The organism is Pannonibacter sp. XCT-53 (assembly GCF_009915765.1).
Lineage (GTDB): Bacteria > Pseudomonadota > Alphaproteobacteria > Rhizobiales > Stappiaceae > Pannonibacter > Pannonibacter tanglangensis.
Genome location: NZ_JAABLQ010000001.1, coordinates 1777144 through 1799766, shown reverse-complemented (window position 1 = coordinate 1799766; position 22623 = coordinate 1777144). Strand labels below are relative to the sequence as shown.

Sequence of the window (22623 nt, the reverse complement as noted above, 5' to 3'; positions counted from 1 at the left end):
CATGACCAAGATCCCGTCTTCCGACATCGACGCCCTTGCGGCCCGCCATCCCGGCGTCATCGACCGCCCGTTGCGCCAGCGCTTCGTGCCGATTGCCGTCGCCCTCGTGGTGCTGGCCTATGTGATCGGCAGCCTCGCGTCCTTTGACGTGCTGCGCGTTCTGGCCGGCACCCGCACCGATCTCGTCAACCTGTTCTTCCTCGACAGCTATGCCCACAAGATCCATGTGGTGCGCCAGCTCGACAAGCCGGACTTCGTGTTCTCGCTCGAAGGCAGCCGCTTCGCCATCTATGACGAGCAGCCTTCCTGGTTCGCCGTGACCGGCGAGGAGACCGACATCGACCTCGGGTCGGCCGGTCGCGTCCACATCAAGGGCGATGTGCTGGAGTATTACCCGCTGCACGAGGAGGCGGCCTACCGCATCAAGTTCGGCCCCGGCCTGGTGCCGCAGCTGATCGAGGGACAGGCGCCGGAGTGGATGCGGGCCAGCGACATCCAGATCGACATGCGCCCGAGCCTGTTTGCCCGCATCTGGATCACCAAGTCCAAGATCGAGATCCACCGCTACTTCATCGGCTGGGAGAACTTCTGGTTCGACTTCGAATCCCCGCTGAACGGCAAGACCTTCAGCGAGATCAGCGCGCTCGCCGTCTCCGCAGACCGCCTGGATCCCTCGATGGCAAACTGGCAGCTGATCCTGTCGGAGTTCTGGAACAATCAGGAATGGCAGCACGGCGAGGTCTATTACGCCCTGCTTCAGACCATCATCATGGCGCTGGTGGGCACGCTGGTTGCCGGCATCCTGGCCCTGCCGCTGGCCTTTGCCGCCGCCGCCAACATCAACCCGGTCGCGGCCGCCCGGTTCGGCATCCGCCGCATCTTCGACGTCCTGCGCGGCCTCGACACGCTGATCTGGTCGCTGATCTTCATCCGGGCCTTCGGGCTTGGGCCGCTCTCGGGCATCTTCGCGATCTTCACCACGGACACCGGCGCGCTCGGCAAGCTGTTCTCCGAGGCGATCGAGAACGCCGACCGCAAGCAGGCCGAGGGCATCCAGGCCACCGGAGCCTCGCCGGTGCAGAAGTACCGCTTCGGCGTGTTCCCGCAGATCCTGCCCGTGTTCATCTCGCAGTTGCTCTACTTCATGGAATCGAACACCCGCTCGGCCACCGTCATCGGTGCGCTCGGCGCCGGCGGCATCGGCCTGAAGCTGCTGGAGACCATGCGCACCCGTCAGGACTGGGAAAACACCGCCTACATCATCGCCCTGATCATCCTCGTGGTGATCGCCATGGACAACATGTCCGGCTGGCTGCGCCGCAAGCTGATCGAGGGCGCGAACTGACCCTGTCACTTGCGGATCGTCGTTCCAGAAGGCGCTGCCGGTTCCGGCAGCGCTGAGGTTGATGACAAACCCTCTGTCGTCATCCCGGCCCAGCTGAGCGTCAGCGAAGCGCCGAGCCGGGATCCAGACACCAGCCGCGCGAAGCGCGACATACCTGTCGGTCGCAAGTCGTATCGAGTTGACCTGGTTTTGCGCTCGCTTGCGCTCGCACAGACATGCTGGATTCCGGATCTGCGGTTCGCGAAACGCTCACCTTGTCCGGAATGACGGGAAACTCACGAAACTCCTAAGTTTGTCAGCAGTCTGGGCGCTGCCGGTTCCGGCAGCGCCTTTTTGCTTCAGTCCGGCAGGACGCTGATGCCGTTGGCCTCCCGGTGCCGTTTCGGCATAGTGGGCACGACACAGCGGAGGACAGGTGATGACGATTCGGTTCAGGTCAGGGCTGCAATACGCCGGATGGTGCGTCACCCTGGCGACCGTATTTCTCACAGGGACCAACGCTCCGGCCCTCGCCATCGAGGCCTGTGTGGCGCGATTGTCTCGCGAAGCGGAAGCGCAGGGCATCCGTCCGGACATTGTCGCCCGCATGCTGGCAACGGCAAAGGCCGACGAACGCGTGATCCGCTTCGCCACCAGCCAGCCTGAATACGAGACCCCGATCTGGGACTACATGGCCTTTCTCGTCGACGAGGCACGCATCCGGGACGGCGAGGCGCTGCTGAAGCAGCACGCCCGGACCCTGGCCGCCGTCGAGACCGCCTATGGCGTCGAGCGGCAGGTGGTTGTCGCCGTCTGGGGCATCGAAAGCGATTTCGGCAAGGCACGGGGCGACTTCTACACGCCGCATGCGCTCGCCAATCTCGCCTGCGCCGGCGGCCGCCGGGCCGACTATTTCCGCGACGAGCTGATGAAGACGCTGCTCATCGCCAGCCGCGGCGATGTGCCGGCCGACAAGTTCCAGGGGTCCTGGGCCGGCGCCTTCGGCCAGACCCAGTTCATGCCCACCACCTACCTCCGGCTGGCCGTCGACTTCGACCGCGACGGCCGCAAGGATCTGGTCGACACGACCGCCGACGCGCTCGCCTCGACCGCCAATTTCCTCAAGGACGCCGGCTGGGAGAAGGGCCGTCCGTGGGGCTACGAGGTGCGGCTGCCGAAGGGCTACAACGGGCCGGTCGGCCGCCGCGAGCGCGCGGCGCTCTCCACATGGGCAAAGCGCGGCCTTGTCCGGCTCGACGGCAAGCCGCTGTCGGGCGGGCTTGAGGCCGGCCTGATCCTGCCGGCCGGCGAGACCGGGCCGGCCTTCCTGGTGACGCGCAACTTCGATGCCCTGTTCTCCTACAATGCGTCCCAGTCCTATGGCCTCGCCATCGCGCTCCTGTCGCAGCTGATCTCGGGCGGCGAGCCCTTCAAGGCCGCCTGGCCGACCGAGGATCCGGGCCTGTCGCGCGCCCAGCGGCTCGATCTGCAGAAGCGCCTTGCCGACAAGGGCTTCTACGACGGCGAGGTCGACGGCCGTGTCGGGCCTGCAACCCGTGAGGCAATCCGGCGCGCCGAGGAAAACTATGGCTTGCAGCCGACGGGCCGTCCGGGCTACCGGATCTATCAGGCCCTTGGCGGCGGCTGAGACCAGCCTGCTCCGGGGAGGTTCACCCGGGCGTGGCGGGAGGGGGGGCCACGCCGCGCGCAGAGGCAGCACATGACCGGAACGATCCTCACGATTGCCCAGCAGAAGGGGGGCTCTGGCAAGACCACGGTCACGGCCCACATCGCTCTCGGTCTGTGCCACGCGACGCCGGGGTTGCGCATCGCGCTGCTGGATGTCGATCCGCAGGGCTCGCTCGGCACCTGGGTCGAGATGCGCGAGGCCCGGCTGGGCGAGAACGCCACCGGCCTGACCCTGCGCACGGCCAGCGGCTGGGGGGCCCGCCGGGAGGCACGCGCGCTGGCGCGCGACCATGACATCGTCCTCATCGACACCCCGCCCAAGACCGACATCGACGCCAGGCCCGCCATCGACGCCTCCAACCTGGTCATCGTTCCCGTCCAGCCGACGCTGGTCGACCTCTGGGCGACCGGCCAGACCTTCGAGATGGCCCGGCGCGAGGACAAGCCCGCCGTCCTGGTGCTGAACCGCGTCCCGCCGCGCGCCGCGCTGACCGGCGATGTCGGCGAGGCGATTGCAGCCTCCGGCTTTGCCCGGCTTCAGCCGGTGCTCGGCAACCGCACCGTCTTTGCCGCCTCGATGGGGCAGGGACTGACGGCGCTGGAAACCGAGCCGCGTGGCAAGGCGGCCGGCGAGGTTCTTGCCCTCGTTGCGGCCTTGCGCGCGCGCCTGTCCGCCCCGGCCTGACCTTGCGGCGGGCGGCAGGGCTCCGCCATCGCGCTTGACGGCGGCGCTGCCGCCCCGGCCTGACCTTGTGGCGGGCGGCAGGGCTCCGCCATCGCGCTTGACGGCGGCGCTGCCGCCCGCAATGCTCTCGTCATACTGTCATCGGCATTTGCCACAATTTCCCGTGGCGCACAGTCGCATTTCGTTTCTTGCCCGAGCAACTGGCGGCCCGCCCTGACGGCCGCCACCGGAGGTCGATCATGTTGCGGTTTCTCGCCCGCGCTGCCCGCGCGCCCCTTGCCATGGCCTTCCTCTCGCTCGCGCTGGCCGGACCGCTGGCTGCGGCCGACCGCAAGATCGTCACCATCCCGGACGCGGACTATTTCGGCGGCGACTACAGGACCGTCAAGGACGTGGACCTTCCCGCCTGCGAGGCGGCCTGCATCGGCGACAGCCAGTGCCAGGCCTTCACCTACAACACCTCCGCCCGCTGGTGCTTCCTGAAGAACACCCAGGGCGAGGTGCAGGCATTCCGCGGGGCAATCGCCGGCCGCATCGTCGCCGGCCAGACCCGGACCGTGAACGTGACGGCCGAGCGCAAGGCCGATCTCGCCTTCGTGCCGAAGTACATCCTCGACGAGGCGCAGCGCTATGCGCTTGCCCTGCCGCGCCTGACCGAAGCCCCGGCTGACAGCGCCGCCGTCCTGCGCAAGCGGGCCGGCGAGGCACTCGCCGCCGGGCTCGCCGAGGAGGCGGAACGCGATTACGCCGGCCTCGTCACCCTCGACGGCGCGGAATCCGCCGCCTGGGCGGGTCTGGCGGCGGCACAGCTGCAGCAGAACCCCGACGACTGGAACCGGCGCACGGAACTGCGCCAGAACGCGGTGTCCGCCGCGGTCAATGCCTATCTGACCTCGCAGAGCGAGGGGGGGCGGCTCAAGGCGCTCGAACTGCTTGCCGACGCGATGGCGGCCAACGAGAACTGGAAGCCGGTGATCAAGGCGCTCCGCCTCGCGCTCACGCTGAACGCGAGCCCGGCCCTGAAGGAGCGCTATGACCAGGTGATGGCCGAGCACGGCTTCCGGATCGTCAACCACCAGGTTGATGCCGATGCGGCCGAGCCGCGCATCTGCGTGGTCTTCTCCGAGGAGCTGCCGCGTGGCGAGGACCTGTCGCCGTTCGTCCGGGTGACCGGCGAGCCGGGCACGGCCGTTTCCTCCGACGGGTCTCAGCTCTGTGTCACCGGCGTGCGCCACGGGGCACGCTACGACGTGACCGTCCGCGCCGGCGTTCCGTCTGCCGAGGGGGAAAAGCTGGAGGCCTCCGCCGACCTCACCCTCTACGTCCGCGACCGCTCGCCCTCGGTGAACTTCCTCGGCCGGGCCTATGTCCTGCCGCGCGGCAAGGACGCCACGATCCCGATCGTCTCCGTCAACACGACCGAGGTTGCTGCCGAGATCTTCCGCGTCGGTGATCGCGGGCTGGTCGACGTGGTGCGCGACGAGCGCTTCCTGCGTCAGCTTGCACCCTACGAGAGCGACCAGCTCGCCGACGAGCTTGGCGAGAAGATCTGGTCGGGCGTGGTCACCACGGCAAGCCCGCTCAACACCGACGTCACCACCGCGATCCCGCTGGAGGACATCGGCCTCGACCTGAAGCCCGGCGTCTATGCCATGACCGCCCGCTCGAAACTTGACCGGCAGAACGAGTGGGGCGCCCGGGCGACCCAGTGGTTCATCGTCTCCGACATCGGCCTTGCCGCCTATTCGGGACCGGATGGTGTCGTCGCCTCGCTGCGCTCCCTGTCCACCGCCACCGCTCTTGAGGGCGTGCCCGTGCGGCTCGTGGCCGTGAACAACGAGATCCTGGGCGAGGCCGTTTCGGATGCCGGTGGTCTGGCAACCTTTGCCCCCGGCCTGACACGCGGGCGCGGCGGGCGCGCACCCGCGCTGGTGATTGCCGAGACCTCGGACGGGGATTATTCCTTCCTCGACCTGCGCAAGCCTGCCTTCGACCTTTCCGACCGGGGCGTCGAGGGCCGCGCGGCGCCCGGCCCGCTCGATGTCTTCGCCTGGACGGAAAAGGGGATCTACAAGTCCGGCGAGACGGTGCACGCGCAGGCCCTTCTGCGCAACGGCCGCGCCGACGCGCAGAGCGACCTGCCTCTCACCCTTGTCTACGAGCGTCCCGATGGCGTCGAACATCTGCGCCAGCTGGTCACCGATGCGGGTCTGGGCGGCTATGCCCATGATCTCGACCTGGCGCCGGGCGTGCAGCAGGGCGTCTGGACCCTGAAGGTCTATCTGGATCCCAAGGGCGAGCCTCTGGCCCAGAAGACCTTCCTCGTCGAGGACTACCAGCCGGAACGCGTCGATTACACGCTTGTCACCACCGACAAGGCGTTCCGGTTCGGGGCGCCGGCCGAGGTGTCGCTGGAAGGCCGCTTCCTGTATGGCGCGCCCGCATCGGGCCAGGTGCTCGAAGGTGACATCGCCGTCTCTCCGACCCGCTCGATGGAACCCTATCCCGGCTTCCGCTTCGGCTTGTCCGACGAAGCGCTCTATCCGACGCGTGACGCGCTGCCGGAGGGGCTGCGGACCGATGAGGAGGGCCGGCTGCGCTTTGCCGTCACCTTGCCGCAGGTCTCCGAAACGTCGGGCCTCTACACGGCCGAACTGGTGACCCGGCTTGTCGAGGCTGGCGGACGGTATGTCGAACGGCGGCTCGAGATGCCCGTTCTGCCCGGCAGTCCGCGCGTCGGCGTCAGGCCGCTGTTCAGCGATGGTGTCGACGAGGGCGGCCCTGCCGACTTCGAGATCATCGTCATTGATGGCACTGGTGCACGCCAGGCAGCCACCGGGCTTGCCTGGACCCTGTCGCGCATCGAGACCCGCTATCAGTGGTATCGCAGTGACGGCAACTGGGCCTACGAGCCGGTGACCACCTCGGAACGGGTCGCCACCGGCAAGCTGGACGTGACGGCTGATGCGGCCGCGCGTCTCTCCGTCCCCGTGAAGTGGGGTGAATACCGCCTCGAGGTCACGCTTGCCGGCCCGCAGCCTGCAGCCACCAGCGAGACCTTCACCGCCGGCTGGTATGTGGCCGATGCAGCCTCCGAAACGCCGGACGTGCTCGATGTCGGTCTCGACAAGACAAGCTACCGTCCGGGGGAAACCGCAATCCTGCGCCTGAAGCCGCAGTTCGACGGCATCGCCGTCGTCAATGTCTTCTCCGATCGCCTGCTGTCGAGCGCGGCCGTTCCGGTCAAGGCCGGCGAGGCCAGCGTCGATGTGGCCGTGTCGGAAGAGTGGGGGGCAGGGGCCTATATCACCGCGACGCTCTACCGGCCCATGGATCTCGAGGCGAAGCGGATGCCGGCACGGGCGCTCGGCCTGTCCTGGGCACAGGTGGAACCCGGCGACCGCAAGCTTGCGGTCGAGATCGAGGCGCCGGCCAGCATGCGGCCGCGCAGCACGCTCGAGACCACTGTCCGCATCGCCAATCTCCAGCCCGGCGACAAGGCCTATCTGACCCTTGCGGCCGTTGACGTCGGCATTCTCAACCTGACGGGATTCAAGACGCCGGATCCGGCGGCCTGGTACTTCGGCCAGCGGCGTCTTGGCGTCGAACTGCGCGATCTCTACGGCCAGCTGATCGACCGCACCGCCGGGACCCGTGGTCAGGTCCGCTCGGGTGGTGACGGCGGGTCGCTGCTGCAGGCTCCGCCGCCCGACGAGGAGCCCGTGGCCCTGTTCTCCGGCATCGTCGAGGTCGGGGCAGATGGCCGCGTGCCGCTGTCCTTCGAGGTGCCCGACTTCAACGGAACCCTCCGGCTGATGGCCGTGGCCTGGACCCGGACCGGTGTCGGCAGCACCGAACGCGACGTGGAGGTGCGCGATCCGGTCGTGCTCTCGGCCAGCCTGCCGCGCTTCCTGGCGCCTGGCGACACATCCCGCCTGCTCGTCGAGATCGACAATGTCGATGGCCAGACGGGCGAGTACCGGTTCGTCGCCAACATCGACGGGCCCGTATCCCTGACCGGCCCCGCCGAGCAGGCCGTCGCGCTGGAGCAGGGCAAGCGGATGGAGCTTCGCCTGCCGATCCAGGCCGGCGAGGGGACCGGGGATGCCGTGATCGAGCTGGCCATCACCGGTCCTGACGGCACCAGCGCGTCCAAGACGCTGGCGCTCGGGGTCCGCGACACGCAGCCCTATCTGACCAGCCGGGAGGTCTATGCGCTCGAACCGGGCAACTCGCTGACGGTCGGCGCCTCTGCGCTCCAGGGCCTGCGCCCGGGCACGGTCACCGTGGCGCTCGCCGCCGGTGGCGCGGCGGAGATCGACGTGCCGGGCCTGCTGGCCGCGCTCGACCGCTACCCCTATGGCTGCACCGAGCAGACCACCAGCCGCGCGCTGCCGCTCCTCTATCTCAACGACGTGGCCGAAAGCGTCGGTCTGGGATCTGACGACGCGCTGCGGGCCCGCGTGACCAAGGCGATCCAGGACGTTCTGGCCAACCAGAACTCCGGCGGCTCGTTCGGGCTCTGGAATGCCTATGGGGCGAGCGACACCTGGCTTGACGCCTATGTTGCCGATTTCCTCGTCCGCGCGCGTGAAAAGGGCTACGACGTGCCCGAGACGGCCTATGCGGCCGCGCTCGACAGCCTGCAGAACCGGATTGCCTACGCCTCCGACTTCACGGAAGGCGGCGAGGGCATTGCCTATGCGCTCTATGTGCTGGCGCGCACCGGACGGGCATCGATCGGCGATCTGCGCTACTACATGGACGTGAAGCTCGCCGACTTTGCCACGCCGCTGGCCAAGGCCCAGATCGCAGCCAGTCTTGCCCTCTATGGCGAGGGCGAGCGGGCAAGCAGCGGCTTCAAGGCCGCCATCGACGGGCTGCCGCTGGAGCGGGCCGGGCTGTTCCGCGAGGATTTCGGCTCGCCGCTGCGTGATGGAGCCGGCGTGCTGAGCTATCTGGCCGAAGCCCGGTCTCCGGTCCCGGCCGCCCCGGTGAGCGCCTTTGTCGCCCGGCAGCAGGCCTTCACGCCGGTGCCCTCGACGCAGGACATGGCCTGGTTGCTTCTGGCCGCCCGCGAGGCCAACGAGCAGGCGAAATCCGCAAGGCTCGCCCTCGACGGCGAGGTCCAGCCGGGCAGGCTCGGCTGGAGCTTCACCGGCGGGGAGATTGCCGCGCGGGACGTGACGCTCGCCAATCAGGGCAGCAGCCCGACCAGCGTCGTCCTGTCGGTGAGCGGCCAGCCGAGCGAGCCGCAGCCGGCCGGAGGCAACGGGTTCAACATCACCCGCAGCTTCTATGATCTCGATGGCAACGAGATCGACCCGGCAGCCGTGCCCTACAACACGCGGATGGCAGTGGTCATCGAGGTGGAACCGCTGACGGAGACCAACGGCCGCCTGCTGGTGGTCGACCGCCTGCCGGGCGGTGTGGTGATCGACAACCCGCGCCTCGTCCGGTCCGGAGACATCGGCGCGCTTGACTGGCTGACGACCATCGACCAGCCGGATCATGTCGAGTTCCGCACCGACCAGTTCGTGGTCTCGATCGACCAGCGCAACTTCGGCGATCCGGTCCTGACCTTCGCCTATCTCGCCCGTGCCGTGACGCCCGGGTCCTACGTGCTGCCGCCGGCCAGCGTGGAGGACATGTACCAGTCCGACCGCCGTGCCATCACCGACACCGGCCGGTTCGAGATCCTCGGGCCCACCCGGTGAGCCTGTTCGCCGAAAGACCGGGCCCTTCTTCCTCGGGGGAAGGCCCGGCGCCTGCAAGGCGGTCTACCCATCTCCTGCGCCGGATCGCCGGACTGGCGGCCGGCGTCGCACTTCTGGCGCTGGCGGCCGGCGGCGCCCTCTATCATCAGGTCGCCACCGCGCCGCTGCCGCCTCGGCTGGCCGACATCTCCGTTTCCCGCGTCGTTCTGGATCGCAACGGCGACCTGCTCCGCGCCTTCGCCACCCGTGACGAGCGCTGGCGCCTGCCGGTGCGCCTCGACGAGATCGATCCGCTCTACATCCGCATGCTGATGGCCTTCGAGGACCGGCGGTTCCGCGCCCATCACGGCGTCGATCCGCTGGCATTGGGCCGCGCCGCGCTGCAGACCCTGTCCCGCCAGCGCATCGTCTCCGGCGGTTCGACGCTGACGATGCAGGTGGTCCGGTTGCTCAACGAGGCTCCGACCCGCAGCCTCGCTGCCAAGTGGCAGCAGATGATCGGCGCGCTCGCGCTCGAGCAACGGCTCGGCAAGGACGACATCCTGTCCCTCTATGTCATGCGGGCCCCTTTTGGCGGCAACCTGGAAGGCGTGCGCGCCGCGAGCCTGGTCTGGTTCGGCAAGGAACCGCGACGCCTGACCCCGGCCGAGGCCGCGCTGCTGGTCGCCTTGCCGCAGGCCCCGGAGGCGCGAAGGCCGGACCGTTTTCCCGAGGCGGCACGCCGGGCACGCGACCGGGTGCTGGACCGGGCGGTCGAAGCCGGCGTCCTGTCGGTCGAGGACGCGCAGGCCGCCCGCCTCGATCCGGTGCCCGTCGTCCGCCGGGCCATGCCGATGATCGCGCCGCATCTCACGTCTCTGGTCGCCGCCGCCAATCCGGCCGCCGTGTCGCAGACGCTGACGCTCGACCGCGACCTGCAACGCGCCATGGAACAGCTGGTCGCCGCCAAGGCCCTGCAACTCGGGCCGCAGATGTCGGCCGCACTTCTCGTTGCCGACCATGGCACAGGCGAGATCCTGGCCAGCGTCGGGTCGCCGGGCCTCGCGGATGACGGCCGTCAGGGCTATGTGGACATGACGGGCGCGGTGCGGTCCCCCGGCTCGGCGCTGAAGCCGCTGATCTACGGTCTTGCCTTCGAGCAGGGCGTGGCGCACCCCGAGAGCTTCATCGAGGACCGGCCCGTCCGCATCGCCGGTTACGATCCGACCAATTTCGACCTGTCGTTCCAGGGGACCGTGACCGTCCGCGAGGCCTTGCAGCTCTCGCTCAACATTCCGGCCGTGAAGCTGCTGGAGGCCGTCGGCCCGGCCCAGCTGACCGCGCGGCTGCGCCGGACCGGGATCACGCCGGTCCTGCCGGAGGGGCTGACACCGGGGCTTGCGATCGGTCTGGGCGGGGTCGGGCTGACCCTTCGGGACCTCACCACGCTCTACGCGTCGATCGCCGCCGGAGGGCGGCCCCTGCGCCTCGTGCACATGGCGGGCGAATCGGCGCGCCTGACGCCGGCCCTGCCGGTCCTCGAGCCGGTTCCGGCCTGGTATGTCGCCGACATCCTCGCCCGCGCCCCGCGGCCAAGCACGGCAGCCGATGCCGGCATCGCCTTCAAGACAGGCACGGCCTACGGCTACCGCGATGCGGTGGCGGTCGGCTTCGACGGCCGGCATGTTGTCGGCGTCTGGACCGGCCGGGCCGACGGAACGCCCGTGCCCGGCATGACCGGCCTGACATCGGCGGCGCCGATCCTGTTTGAGGCCTTTGACCGGCTGGGTCCGTCCCGCGTCCCGCTGCCGGCCGCCCCCGGGGGCGTGCTTTCCCTGGCCACGGCCGGGTTGCCGCAGCCGCTGCGCCGGGCCCGTGTCCGGACCGAATCGCCGCTGTCGGGCGGAGTGACCGGCACCCTGCGGATCTCCCATCCCCCGTCCGGCGCGGAAGTGGATCTCGGCCTTGGCCTCTCCCGCGACACGTCCGCGTCCCCCCTTGTCGTCAAGCTGCAGGGCGGAACCGGGCCCTTCACATGGTTTGCCAATGGCGCGCCGGTGGCCAGCGGCGCCTTCCAGACCCAGCTGGTCTGGCGGCCCGACGGGCCTGGCCTGCAGACCATCATGGTGATCGACGGACGCGGCGCGACCGACCGCATCGAGGTAACCATTCGCTAAGGATATCCTTGGCTTTCCGGGGGTTTTTGCCGCAAGCGATCGGCAGTAGGACACCCGCGTGTCAGGCTCGGACCGTGCGCGCGGCGATTCCCCCGGGGCGGTTGCGCGAGGCTGATTCCACCGGCCTGGCCCCGTCGGACTGCCCCCGTCTCGCCCAATTCCTTGCGCCTTCCTTAAGATCGGCCGTGAACTCGTGGCTTTCGTGCAACACCGGGTTTTGAAAGCGGCCTGCGGACGGTCAGGGCGGACTGTTCAAGGTTGAACGAGCGACCGGGATGGGTATGGTCATTTTGCGAGCGGCCCACGGGTCGCACTGAATTGCCGTCCAAGGACGTCCAACCTCCGGCCGGTGGCAATGTCAGACCAATTCGCGGGGAAAGGTGGAGTGAGACAAGGCGCCTGCGCCAGTTTCGGGATCCACCATTAATTGACTGATTTGGAGGTCAGGATAATGAACCTTAAGAGCATTCTGCTCGGCGCGGCCGCTGCCGCTGCTGCTGTCACCGGCGCTCAGGCTGCCGATCTGCCGGTCGCTCCGGAGCCGGTTGACTACGTCCGCGTTTGCGACGCCTTCGGCGCCCGCTTCTTCTACATCCCGGGCACCGAGACCTGCCTGCGCGTTGGTGGCCGCGTCCGCGTTGACTTCTACTTCAACGACTTCGGCGACAAGGTCAACAGCTGGAACCGCGCTGCCAACGGCACCTCGACCCGCGCTCGTGGTAACCTCTACCTCGACGCCCGCACCAACACCGAATACGGTCTGGTCCGCGCCTACATCAACCTGCAGGCGACCCGTAACTCGGGTGGCGGCACCGACATGGATCTGGACAAGGCGTTCATCCAGTTCGGCAACTTCACCTTCGGTCGCGCTGGTTCGCAGTTCGACTTCTTCACCGGCAACACCTTCGGCGCTCCGGGCAACGTCGGCAAGAACTGGTCTGACTCGAACAGCTGGGTTGCTGCCTACACCGCTGCTTTCGGCAACGGCGTGTCCGCAATCGTGTCGCTCGAAGACGGCACCTATCGTCGTGGCGGCACCGCTGCCTACGCCGGTCACCGCTACCCGGATCTGGTTGCCGCTCTGAAGGTCGACCAGGGTTGGGGTTCTGCCAAGCTTTCGGTCGCTCTGCACGAAGCTCGCCTTGCTAACGCCGCTTCCAAGTCGAAGGTCGGCTATGGCATCGGCGCTGGCGTGACCATCAAGCTGCCGATGCTCGGCGCGAAGGACACCATCTCCTTCCAGGCTCAGTATGCTGACGGCGCCCTGTCCTACGCTGGCGTGACCGACACCGCTGACGTCGCGTTCAACGCTGTGACCCGTTCGACCCGTACCTCGAAGGCCTGGTCTGTGAGCGGTGGCTTCCAGCACTTCTGGACCGAGCAGGTCTCGTCCGCGATCGACGTGTCCTATGCTGACGTCGACGCTCCGTTCGCTGGCACCGACTACAACCGTTGGTCCGTGTCGGGCAACACCGTCTGGGAGCCGGTCTCCGGCCTGCAGTTCGGTGCTGAGCTCGGTTATGCTTCGACCGACTTCAACCGCGCTTCGCGCGTCCGCGACAAGGACACCATCACCGGCATGTTCCGCGTCCAGCGCACGTTCTAATCTGATCTAACGATCGGATAAGACAGACCCCGCAGCGAAAGCTGCGGGGTTTTTCGTTGTCGGCGGGGGATTGCATGGCGCGCGCGGCGGCCACAAGGGCCATTGGCCGGGAAGGGGCCGCGCCGCGACGGGCGTCACTGGCCTGCCGGAAGGAAGCTCCGCGATCCGGCCCGCTGGCTGCCGACAGCAAATAACGCAGGGCGCAAGTCGGAGCCGCACCGGTCGCCGAGGGTCTGGCGCGTCTGTGCGTCTGGCTAGACGTCGCAGAAATCGTTCAGGAAAACTTCGATGCGGTCCTGGCTCGCCTGATCCCACAGCAGGGGCGCGTGGCCTTCGTCATCAATGATCATCGACTGCAGCTGCGGATGCCGCTCGGCCATCAGCGCAAGTGTTTCCGCGGCCAGAAGATCTGACCGCGCGCCGCGGATCGCCAGCACCGGACGGTCGGCGAGCCCCATGAACAGGGGCCACTGATCCGGCCAGGGCGTGGCATCGTCGAGGGCGGCAAGGGTTAGCGCAAGTGCTGGATCATAGTCGAGCCGGACCGCTTCGTCCGTCTGGCGGCCCAGTTGCCGGGCGAGGCGCTGCCAGCCGTCGCGATCAAGCTTCGGGAACTGGTCTGCCATCTGGGACTTCAGCAGATCCGCCAGCGCCTCGAACGACGGATGCTGCATGTGGCGTCCCAGCGAAGCGGCAATCCGCAGGATCGAGCGCAACTCGATGCGGGGTCCGACGTCGTTCAGGATGACGCCACGCATCCGCTCAGCCGGGTAGCGATGGGCCATGGCCATGGCATGCAGGCCGCCGCGAGATGTGCCGAGCACGGCGAAGCGGTCGAGGCCCAGCCGCGCGATGCCGGCGTCAACGTCATGGGCTTCCACCGGAATGGCATAGTTGTGCCACTCTGCATCGTGGTCGCTGTCGCCCCGGCCACGGTAGTCGAGAGCCACGACCAGCCGGCCCCGGCCGGCAAGGACCCCAGCGATGTCGCGGAAGTCCCGCCAGTTGCGGCTGAGCCCCGGCAGGCAGAGGAGAGGGAGGCGCCCGGCATCCGGCCGGTCGGGGTGCCAGAGGCGGGCTGCAAGTCCAAGCCCGTCGGGACCGTGAAACCGGACGAGTTCGGCAGATCCGGACCCGGTCTGTGGCTGTGGTGCGGGAACGATGCGATCAGCCATGGCAAGCCGCCTCCCAACGGCTCCGGAACGATCAGGCGAGCTTACCAGCCTCACGGCAGCGCGCCATCCGTCCAACTGCGCAAGTCCCGGTTTGCCGTGATTTTCGGTCATCTGTCTCTTGGCGAATCGGGTCGCATAATCGACCCTGTTCGGGGAATACCCCGTTGCCCGATGCCGGTGGGACCAGTATTGTGCGCCGTCTCAGGGCATGGTTGCCCTGTCCAAGAAGTCCAAGAGGAAACCTGAAATGTTCAAGGGATCGATTCCAGCGCTGATCACTCCGTTCCGGAATGGCGCGGTGGATGAGAAACGCTTTCAGGACTTCGTGGACTGGCAGATCAAAGAGGGCAGCACCGGCCTTGTTCCGGTCGGAACGACCGGTGAAAGCCCGACCCTGACCCATGCCGAACACAAGCGCGTCGTCGAGCTGTGTGTCGAGGCGGCCGCCGGCCGTGTTCCCGTGATGGCTGGAGCCGGCTCGAACAACACGGCGGAGGCCATTGATCTTGCACGCCATGCCGAGCAGGCGGGTGCCGATGCCCTGCTGATCGTGACGCCTTACTACAACAAGCCGAACCAGGCTGGCCTGAAGGCGCATTATCGCTCCATCGATGCCGCCGTCAGCATCCCGATCTACATCTACAACATCCCCGGCCGGTCGGTGATCGACATGGCGCCGGAGACGATGGCCGAGCTGTTCCGGACCTGCCGCAACATCAAGGGCGTCAAGGATGCGACCGCCAACATGGCCCGCGCCACCCTGCAGCGTCATGCGTGCGGACCGGAGTTCGTGCAGCTGTCCGGCGAGGACATCACCGCGCTCGGCTTCAACGCCCACGGTGGCGTCGGCTGCATTTCGGTGACCGCCAATGTCGCCCCGCGCCTGTGTGCAGAGTTCCAGGCGGCGACGCTGCGGGGCGACTATGCGACGGCGCTGGCGATCCAGGACAAGCTTGGGCCGCTGCATCACGCGCTCTTCATCGAGCCGAACCCGACAGGCATCAAGTATGCCCTGTCGCTCCTCGGCAAGATCGAGAACGAGGTGCGTCAGCCGCTGGTCAGCGTGGCGCCGGAGACCGAAGCGCAGATCCGGTCGGCCATGGTTCACGCCGGCCTGATCAACTGACACAGGACACTGCCGGCAGGGTGGTCCCCATCCTGCCGCAGCCAGGGAAAAACTGAGACATGGCCCCGAAATCCGGCGCTCTGGCACGCACCGTTGTCGCGGACAACCGCAAGGCCCGCTTCAACTACGAGATCGAGCAGGTCTACGAGGCCGGGCTTGAGCTGCGCGGGACCGAGGTCAAGTCCCTGCGCGGAGGCAAGGCCAACATCCAGGAGTCCTATGCGGCCGAGAAGAACGGCGAGATCTGGCTCTACAATTCCTATCTTCCCGAGTATTTGCAGGCGAACCGGTTCAACCATGAGCCCCGGCGGCCGCGTCGCCTCCTGCTGCACAAGCGGGAGATCGCAAAGCTTGCCGCCGCGATCGCCAAGGAAGGCAAGACCCTCGTTCCGCTCAAGGTCTTCTTCAACGAGAAGGGCAGGGCGAAGATGGAAATTGCCCTGGCGCGCGGCAAGAAGCTGCATGACAAGCGCGAGACGGAGAAGGCTCGCGACTGGGCCCGCGAGAAGGGGCGCCTGCTGAAGTCCGGCGGTTGATGATCCGCAGTTGCCGCGCCTTGCAGGGACTGCGCCCAGCTGTCCGGCAGGCATGGCAGCGTCGCCGGATGGTCTGCCAGAAGCCGCGTGCCGGCTGCAACGAAGCCTGTGGTCAATCTGTCGAAAGCTTGTGGGCTGGGTGTCGACAACCTGTGGGTGAGGTGTGGACAGGCCTGTCTGCCAACCTCTGAAATGTCCGCAAATTCAGTGCGTTGCCTGCTCAGCCCTGCCTGTGGACAAGAATTCCCTGCAGTGCGTCGCGTCTCTCGCCGACGATCGGGACCGGCCGCCGGGTGCTGCGGTCCACCAGGACATGGACGAAGCGCCCCTGAGCCCTTGCCTCGGTGTCGCCGGTGCCGAACAGGGCAATCTCATAGCTCACTGACGACCGTCCGACCCGGGTGGCCCTGATACCGGCTTCGACGGTCTCGGGGAAGCGAAGTTCGCGGAAATAATGGCACCCGGTCTCGACCACCAGGAAGATCTCGCGGCCGGCCTGCGGATCGATCAGGCCCTTGTCGACATACCAGCCATTCACGGCGCTGTCGAAGAAGCTCAGGTAGACGACATTGTTGACGTGCCCGTAGATGTCCACGTCCATCCAGCGGGTCGGAAGGGGGCGGAAGAGCGCAAAGTCGCTCCGCTGCAACGGATCCGGGCGGGAAGAGGTCGGCTGGCCTGTCGGGGTGTCGGTCATTGCCGTCCGGGTCCTCTCCGCTCTGCTGCTCCGGCCCGCTGCGGTCCGGACGACGGGCCCGGGGCGATCAGAGCCCCGGAGCGCCGAACTTGTTCGTACGCGGGAACCCGGTTGGCGGCAGCCGTCCGGCCTGACCGCGATCGCCGCGCCAGTCCGCCAGGTCGTCCATGGAGCGCGTGAAGCTGCGTCCGGAGCTGTCGATCCAGGTAAGGCCAGTCGCGGAGGAAAAGACGACCGCATCCGCCACCCGTCCATCGCGGTACCGTTGCAGCCGCACGCCCCGGCCGCGCGACATTTCCGGCACCTGGGCCAGCGGGAACACCACCAGCTTGCGGTTCTGACCGATGACGGCGACCTGGTCGCCGTCTGCGGGCACGCACAGCACGGCCTCGTTCGGTGCGGTGACGTTCAGCACCTGCTTGCCCTTGCGCGTGTTGGCAATCACGTCAGCTTCCGGCACGACAAAGCCGCGGGCCTCGTCGCTGATCAGCAGCAGCTTGCGGTCCGGCTTGTGCATGAAGGCGGCCACGATGTCCTGTCCCTCTTCCATGTCGACCATCAGCCGGATCGGCTCGCCGTGGCCGCGTCCGCCCGGCAGGTTGGCTGCCGAGAGCGTGAAGAACTTGCCGGCGGTGGTGAGCAGCAGGATCTTGTCGGTGGTTTCGCCGAAGAACGAGAACTTCAGCTTGTCGCCCTGCTTGAAGGCGAGGCTGCCGAGGTCCTGCTGATGCCCCTTGAGCGCGCGGATCCAGCCCTTGTCCGAGATGATGACGGTGATCGGCTCCTTCTCGATCATCGCCTGCTGGATATCGCCGATGTCGTGCTCGGGCGCCTCGGCCACGTCCGTCCGGCGCTTGCCGAGCGCCGTCTCGGGACCATAGGCCTTTGCAATCTCTGCCGTTTCCTTGGACAACCGCGCCCATTGCAGCGCGTCGGAGGCCAGCAGCTGACGCAGGTCGTCGCGCTCGGCCGAGAGCTTTTCGTGCTCGGTCCGGATCTCCAGTTCCTCGAGCTTGCGCAAGGAACGCAGGCGCATGTTCAGGATGGCTTCCGCCTGCACGTCGGTGAGGCGGAAGGTCCGCATCAGCTCGGCCTTCGGTTCATCCTCCTCGCGGATGATCCGGATCACCTCGTCGAGGTTGAGATAGGCGATCAGATAGCCTTCGAGCACTTCGAGGCGGTGCTCGATCTGCGACAGGCGATGCTGCGAGCGGCGCTGCAGCACTTCGCGGCGATGGTCGAGCCACTCGCGCAGGACCTGCTTCAGCCCCATGACCATGGGCACGCGACCCATGGACAACACGTTCATGTTCAAAGGAAAACGGCTTTCAAGCTCGCTCAGCTTGAACAGCGATTCCATCAGCAGCGCCGGGTCGACGTTGCGTGAGCGCGGCACCAGAACGATCCGCACGTCCTCGGCGGACTCATCGCGGATGTCGTCGAGGAGCGGCAGCTTCTTGGCGGTCAGCAGTTCGGCGATCTTCTCGATCAGCCGCGACTTCTGCACCTGGTAGGGGATCTCGGTGACCACCACGACCCACTGGCCGCGGCCAAGGTCCTCGACCGACCAGCGCGCCCGGATGCGGAAGCTGCCGCGGCCGGTCTCATAGGCCTCGAGCAGGCCCTTCGGATCGTCGACGAGAATGCCGCCGGTGGGAAAGTCCGGGCCCTTGAGATAGGCGAGCAGGTCGCGGGTCTCGGCCTCCGGATGCTGGATCAGGTGCTGGGCCGCAAGGCACAGCTCATGCGCGTTGTGCGGCGGGATCGAGGTGGCCATGCCGACGGCGATGCCGGATGAGCCATTGCCGAGAAGGTTGGGAAAGCCGCCGGGCAGGACAATCGGCTCACGGTCTTCGCCGTCGTAAGTCTCTCTGAAATCGACGGAATCCTCGTCGAGACCATCGAGAAGCCGCTTGGCCGTGTCCGTCAGCCGGGCTTCCGTGTAGCGCATGGCCGCAGCGTTGTCGCCGTCGATGTTGCCGAAGTTGCCCTGGCCGTCGACCAGCGGGTAGCGCTGCGCGAAGTCCTGGGCAAGACGCACAAGCGCGTCGTAGACGGCCTGATCGCCATGCGGATGGTACTTGCCGATCACGTCGCCGACGACGCGCGCGCACTTCTTGAACCCCGCTCCCGGGTCCAGCTTCAGAAGGCGCATCGCATAGAGAAGGCGCCGGTGAACCGGCTTCAATCCATCGCGGACATCGGGCAGGGCCCGGTGCATGATGGTGGACAGCGCATAGGCGAGGTAACGCTCCTCGAGCGCCTCGCGCAGGTTGACGCCTTCGATGCCACTTGGCGGAATCAGCTCTTTTCCCATGCGTGAGACTTACTCCGGATGGCGGGGGCAGACAATTTCGACCGGCGAAAAACCGCAGAAACCAGCGGCTTTTCCCCGTGTTTGAGGCTCAGGCGAGCGGATCGGGCAGGCCTTCGAGACCGGCCTGGGCAAAGGCGCGGGCGAGGGCGCCTGTCAGCCCCTCGCGGGTCTGGTCGAGCGACAGGCCGCGCGGAGACAACACGTCCCTGTCGAGAAAGAACCGGGTCAGTTTCAGACCATTTGCGACATCGCGGAAATTGATCTCCGATCCGGGCTGCCGCTCGCCGGCCACGAGGAAGGACGGCAGCGGCAAGAGCCGCTCCCGGTAGGGGGCACCCGCATCCCGGCTGACGGCCCGGCCCGACTTCGGCGAGACATAGGCGAGGTCGTGGGTCTGGCCGGTGGCGGCACAGCGACCGAGGTCGAGGCCGAAGCCGAGCTCGGCCAGAAGCTCCAGCTCGAAGCGGACGATGAGGGGGGCGACGATGAGCGGCTCGCCCAGGTGGTCGAGCACGAGGGTCAGTGCCTCGTGCGCGCCGGCATGGGCGACGCGCTCGGGCAAGAGCCGGGCCAGGGCTGCCAGATGCTGCAGACCGTAAAGGCCGATCGGGTCGCCGAGCAGCAGGCCGGCGCGCAAGGTCAGCGCCTCGACCGTCATCACGCCGAGCTGGTCGGCAAGGCGGGCGCGCCAGGTGACCTGCAGCGAGTTGCCTGGCTGCAGCAGCGGCGCCAGACGGCGCGACCGGCCGCCGCGCACCAGGCCGAGATGCCGGCCGTGATCGCGGGTCATGACCTCGATGACCGCACTGCTCTCGCCTTGCGCCCGGGTCGAGAGGAGCACGCCCTCGTCGGTCCACTCAAGTCCCATCCCGTCCTCCGGCTGCCACCGTCCTGGCGCCCGCGGTCCCCGCCGCTGCTCCTGTCCTTGGCTCTTGCGGCGCGAATGTCAACGGGCGCGGGCGCAAACCTCCTGAACAACCCGCATCCTCCGGACCGGCGGCGCCACGGGCGGCCGCTGCCGGTGCCGGAGGGCGGTTCCGGAGGGCGGCTCCGGGAGGCAGGCGACGGGAGACAGGAGACAGGAGACGGGAGACGGGACACAGACGACCGGGGCGGGGAGGCGGAGCCGTGGCGGCCGGGCCCGCGCAGGGGCGATGGAGCATGATCCGTCGCGCCGGACGTTGCTGCCGCATGCCAGACGAGACGAACGCGGCGTCAGCTTAACGGTCTGTTGTCTCGGTCGTGTCAAATCTACGCATGTAATTCAGCAGGGAGACATGTCGGATGGACGCGCAGAACGTTGGGGAAGAGACGATGCGATACAGGGCATCCAGCTACGGAATGCGGCTGCTCCTGCCCTTTCTGGCGGCGATCTTCACGTCGGCCTTCCTGCTGTTCGCAATCCAGCCGATGTTTACCAAGATGGTGCTGCCGCAGCTCGGTGGCTCGCCGGCAGTGTGGTCGATCGCGATGGTCGTCTTCCAGTCGCTGCTGCTGGCCGGCTATGCCTATGCGCATGTGCTCACCACCCGCCTGACCCCGCGCACGGCGGCAGTCGTGCATGTGCTGCTCCTGGCCGTGACGCTGCTGGCCCTGCCGATTGCCGTCACAAGCCAGCTCGGGACGCCGCCGGCCGAGGGGCAGGCGGTGTGGCTGATCGGCGTCTTCCTGCTCTCCGTCGGCCTGCCGTTCTTTGCCGTTGCCGGCAATGGCCCCCTGCTGCAGGCGTGGTTCTCGCGCTCGGGCCACCCCCATGCGGCCGACCCCTACTTCCTCTATGGCGCGTCCAATCTCGGATCCTTTGCCGCGCTGCTGCTCTATCCGGTGGCGATCGAGCCGCTGCTCAGCGTCCGCGCCCAGGCGGAGAGCTGGTCGCTCGGCTTCGGCCTGCTGATCGTCCTGATCGTGGCGTCGGCGGCCGCGATCTGGGGCGCTCCGGCGGTGCGCGCTGCAGGCACAGCCCAGGCCAGCCGGGCGCTCTCGCCCCGGCCTGCCGCCACCCGGATCGCGGCCTGGGTCGCACTGGCCTTCATTCCGTCCGGCCTGATGGTGGCGGTGACCGCCCACATCTCGACCGATGTGGCGGCCGCGCCCTTCCTGTGGGTGATGCCGCTGGCCCTGTTCCTCCTGACCTTCGTGCTCCTCTTCCGCGACCGGCCGCTCATGCCGATGGCGCTGATCGAGCGGGTCCTGCCGATCTTCGCGGCGGCCCTTGTGGTCTTCTCCGTGGTCGGGGAGGGGCTCTTCGTCGTCATGCTGCTGGTGCACGTGACCTTCTTCTTCCTGGCGACGCTGGTCTGCCATCATCAGCTCTACCAGCTGAGGCCGGCTGCGGACCGGCTGACGGACTTCTATCTCTGGATGAGTGTCGGCGGGGTGCTGGGCGGGCTGTTCTGCGGCCTGGTCGCGCCACAGGTCTTCGACCGGGTGCTGGAGTATCCCGTTCTCGTCGTCGTCGCGGTTCTGGCGCTGCCGGAGGTCTGGAAGGCCGGCCGCAAGCTCCTGCTGCTGCAGGCCGGTCCCGTTCTGGCCCTCGGTGCCCTTGCCATCGGCGCGCTGCTTGTTGCCACGGACGGCGGGGCGCGGGAACCGGCTGACTGGGTCTATGGCGGCTTCCTCGGCGCGGCCTGCGCCACCCTGCTGCTCTATCGCCGTCCGATCATGGTGGCGGCGGCCCTGGTCGTGCTGTTCGGGATGCTCGACACGCTGCAGCGGATCCGCGGCGGCCAGACCTTCGAGCGGTCGTTCTTCGGCGTGCACAAGATCGAGACCATGGAAGAGGGGCAGTTCCGCATCCTGAGCCATGGCACGACCATTCACGGGGCCATGCGGATCGCCGCGCCGGACGGCTCGCCGGTGACCGGCCAGCCGATGCCCCTGACCTATTACCATCCGCAAGGACCGATTGCCGAAAGCCTGCGCGCGGTGCCGGTCCGGGATGGCGGGCGGCGGGTCGGCGTGGTCGGGCTCGGCACCGGCGCCCATGCCTGCAACGGCGAGACCGGTGACCAGTGGTCGTTCTTCGAGATCGATCCGACCGTGATCGGCATCGCCACCGATCCGTCGAGGTTCCGCTTCCTGTCCGAATGTGCGCCGGCGGCCCGGCTCGTGCTCGGTGACGCGCGGCTGACCCTTGCCGACGAAGCCCCGTCGAGCCTCGACTATCTGCTGGTCGACGCCTTCTCCTCCGACTCGATCCCGGTGCATCTGATGACCCGGCAGGCGCTGGCGCTCTACATGGAGCGGCTTGCCCCCGGCGGCATCGTGGCGCTGCACGTGTCGAACCGGCACATGGAACTGGAAAGCGTCCTGGCGACGCTGGCCCGCGAGCTTGGCCTGGCGGCCCGCATCAAGCACTTCCGTCCGACACTCGAGGAAAGCGGACTGGCCAAGCCGTTCCCGACCAACGTCGTGGTGCTGGCCCGCAAGGCCGAAGACCTCGGCCCGCTCGATGCCGCCGCCGGCTGGCGTGCGCTGACCGACCGCAACACGGACGCCTGGACGGATGACTTCTCCAACATCGTGACGGCGATCTGGCGCCGCTACACCGCCGAACCCTGATCCCGGACCACGCGGACGGCCGGGCGCCACGGGC

The 22623-nt window shown here is 67.8% G+C and carries 13 protein-coding genes; 9 read left to right on the top strand and 4 right to left on the bottom strand.

Going from position 1 to position 22623, the window contains the following annotated elements; all coding sequences use genetic code 11:
* Position 1: 1 nt before the first annotated feature.
* The 6 genes from phnE (at position 2) to GWI72_RS08020 (ending at position 13177) form a co-directional block, all read left to right on the top strand.
* On the top strand, positions 2-1345 hold the full coding sequence (gene phnE, locus GWI72_RS08045) for a phosphonate ABC transporter, permease protein PhnE (protein ID WP_161673605.1): 1344 nt from the start codon (positions 2-4) through the stop codon (positions 1343-1345).
* Positions 1346-1763: 418 nt separating this feature from the next.
* Entirely contained in the window at positions 1764-2972 is a 1209-nt protein-coding gene (locus tag GWI72_RS08040) for a lytic murein transglycosylase (protein ID WP_161673603.1), read from the top strand.
* Between the two features lie 72 nt (positions 2973-3044).
* Positions 3045-3698 carry a ParA family partition ATPase gene (gene parA, locus GWI72_RS08035; protein ID WP_161673601.1) on the top strand — a complete coding sequence of 218 codons (654 nt, stop codon included), beginning with the start codon at positions 3045-3047 and terminating at the stop codon, positions 3696-3698.
* Between the two features lie 239 nt (positions 3699-3937).
* On the top strand, positions 3938-9415 hold the full coding sequence (locus GWI72_RS08030) for an alpha-2-macroglobulin family protein (protein ID WP_161708306.1): 5478 nt from the start codon (positions 3938-3940) through the stop codon (positions 9413-9415).
* A complete protein-coding gene (pbpC, locus tag GWI72_RS08025; protein WP_348272652.1) occupies positions 9412-11571 on the top strand; it encodes a penicillin-binding protein 1C in 2160 nt (719 codons plus the stop codon). Before GWI72_RS08030 ends, pbpC begins: the two co-directional genes overlap by 4 nt.
* A gap of 451 nt (positions 11572-12022) precedes the next feature.
* Positions 12023-13177, top strand: a complete 1155-nt coding sequence (locus tag GWI72_RS08020) for a porin (RefSeq protein WP_161708305.1) — start codon at positions 12023-12025, stop codon at positions 13175-13177.
* A 254-nt stretch (positions 13178-13431) separates the two neighbouring features.
* Here GWI72_RS08020 and GWI72_RS08015 read toward each other — a convergent pair whose 3' ends face one another.
* Entirely contained in the window at positions 13432-14352 is a 921-nt protein-coding gene (locus GWI72_RS08015) for an alpha/beta fold hydrolase (RefSeq protein WP_161708304.1), read from the bottom strand.
* A gap of 247 nt (positions 14353-14599) precedes the next feature.
* Here GWI72_RS08015 and dapA point away from each other — a divergent pair, with 247 nt between their 5' ends.
* Complete coding sequence (gene dapA / locus GWI72_RS08010; protein WP_161673593.1) at positions 14600-15478, top strand: 4-hydroxy-tetrahydrodipicolinate synthase; 879 nt, start codon at positions 14600-14602, stop codon at positions 15476-15478.
* A 59-nt stretch (positions 15479-15537) separates the two neighbouring features.
* Positions 15538-16014 (top strand): SsrA-binding protein SmpB, encoded by a 477-nt coding sequence (gene smpB / locus GWI72_RS08005; protein ID WP_161708303.1) that lies wholly within the window; start codon positions 15538-15540, stop codon positions 16012-16014.
* Between the two features lie 220 nt (positions 16015-16234).
* Here the strand turns inward: smpB and GWI72_RS08000 are convergent, their stop codons facing one another.
* From GWI72_RS08000 to recO, 3 genes are all read right to left on the bottom strand, one after another.
* Positions 16235-16711: an acyl-CoA thioesterase gene (locus GWI72_RS08000; RefSeq protein ID WP_161708302.1), complete on the bottom strand. Its 477-nt coding sequence runs from the start codon at positions 16709-16711 to the stop codon at positions 16235-16237.
* A gap of 67 nt (positions 16712-16778) precedes the next feature.
* Complete coding sequence (gene parC, locus GWI72_RS07995) at positions 16779-19028, bottom strand: DNA topoisomerase IV subunit A (RefSeq protein WP_161673587.1); 2250 nt, start codon at positions 19026-19028, stop codon at positions 16779-16781.
* An 88-nt stretch (positions 19029-19116) separates the two neighbouring features.
* Positions 19117-19896 carry a DNA repair protein RecO gene (gene recO, locus GWI72_RS07990; RefSeq protein WP_161708301.1) on the bottom strand — a complete coding sequence of 260 codons (780 nt, stop codon included), beginning with the start codon at positions 19894-19896 and terminating at the stop codon, positions 19117-19119.
* A gap of 446 nt (positions 19897-20342) precedes the next feature.
* Here recO and GWI72_RS07985 point away from each other — a divergent pair, with 446 nt between their 5' ends.
* Complete coding sequence (locus GWI72_RS07985; protein WP_161708300.1) at positions 20343-22589, top strand: spermidine synthase; 2247 nt, start codon at positions 20343-20345, stop codon at positions 22587-22589.
* The last annotated feature ends 34 nt before the right edge of the window (positions 22590-22623 follow it).

Bases quoted from the DNA above. Each gene is read 5' to 3' on its own strand.
- phnE (WP_161673605.1), top strand. From the start codon at position 2: ATGACCAAGATCCCGTCTTCCGACATCGACGCCCTTGCGGCCCGCCAT.
- GWI72_RS08040 (WP_161673603.1), top strand. From the start codon at position 1,764: ATGACGATTCGGTTCAGGTCAGGGCTGCAATACGCCGGATGGTGCGTC.
- parA (WP_161673601.1), top strand. From the start codon at position 3,045: ATGACCGGAACGATCCTCACGATTGCCCAGCAGAAGGGGGGCTCTGGC.
- GWI72_RS08030 (WP_161708306.1), top strand. From the start codon at position 3,938: ATGTTGCGGTTTCTCGCCCGCGCTGCCCGCGCGCCCCTTGCCATGGCC.
- GWI72_RS08020 (WP_161708305.1), top strand. From the start codon at position 12,023: ATGAACCTTAAGAGCATTCTGCTCGGCGCGGCCGCTGCCGCTGCTGCT.
- GWI72_RS08015 (WP_161708304.1), bottom strand. From the start codon at position 14,352: ATGGCTGATCGCATCGTTCCCGCACCACAGCCACAGACCGGGTCCGGA.
- dapA (WP_161673593.1), top strand. From the start codon at position 14,600: ATGTTCAAGGGATCGATTCCAGCGCTGATCACTCCGTTCCGGAATGGC.
- smpB (WP_161708303.1), top strand. From the start codon at position 15,538: ATGGCCCCGAAATCCGGCGCTCTGGCACGCACCGTTGTCGCGGACAAC.
- GWI72_RS08000 (WP_161708302.1), bottom strand. From the start codon at position 16,711: ATGACCGACACCCCGACAGGCCAGCCGACCTCTTCCCGCCCGGATCCG.
- parC (WP_161673587.1), bottom strand. From the start codon at position 19,028: ATGGGAAAAGAGCTGATTCCGCCAAGTGGCATCGAAGGCGTCAACCTG.
- recO (WP_161708301.1), bottom strand. From the start codon at position 19,896: ATGGGACTTGAGTGGACCGACGAGGGCGTGCTCCTCTCGACCCGGGCG.
- GWI72_RS07985 (WP_161708300.1), top strand. From the start codon at position 20,343: ATGCGATACAGGGCATCCAGCTACGGAATGCGGCTGCTCCTGCCCTTT.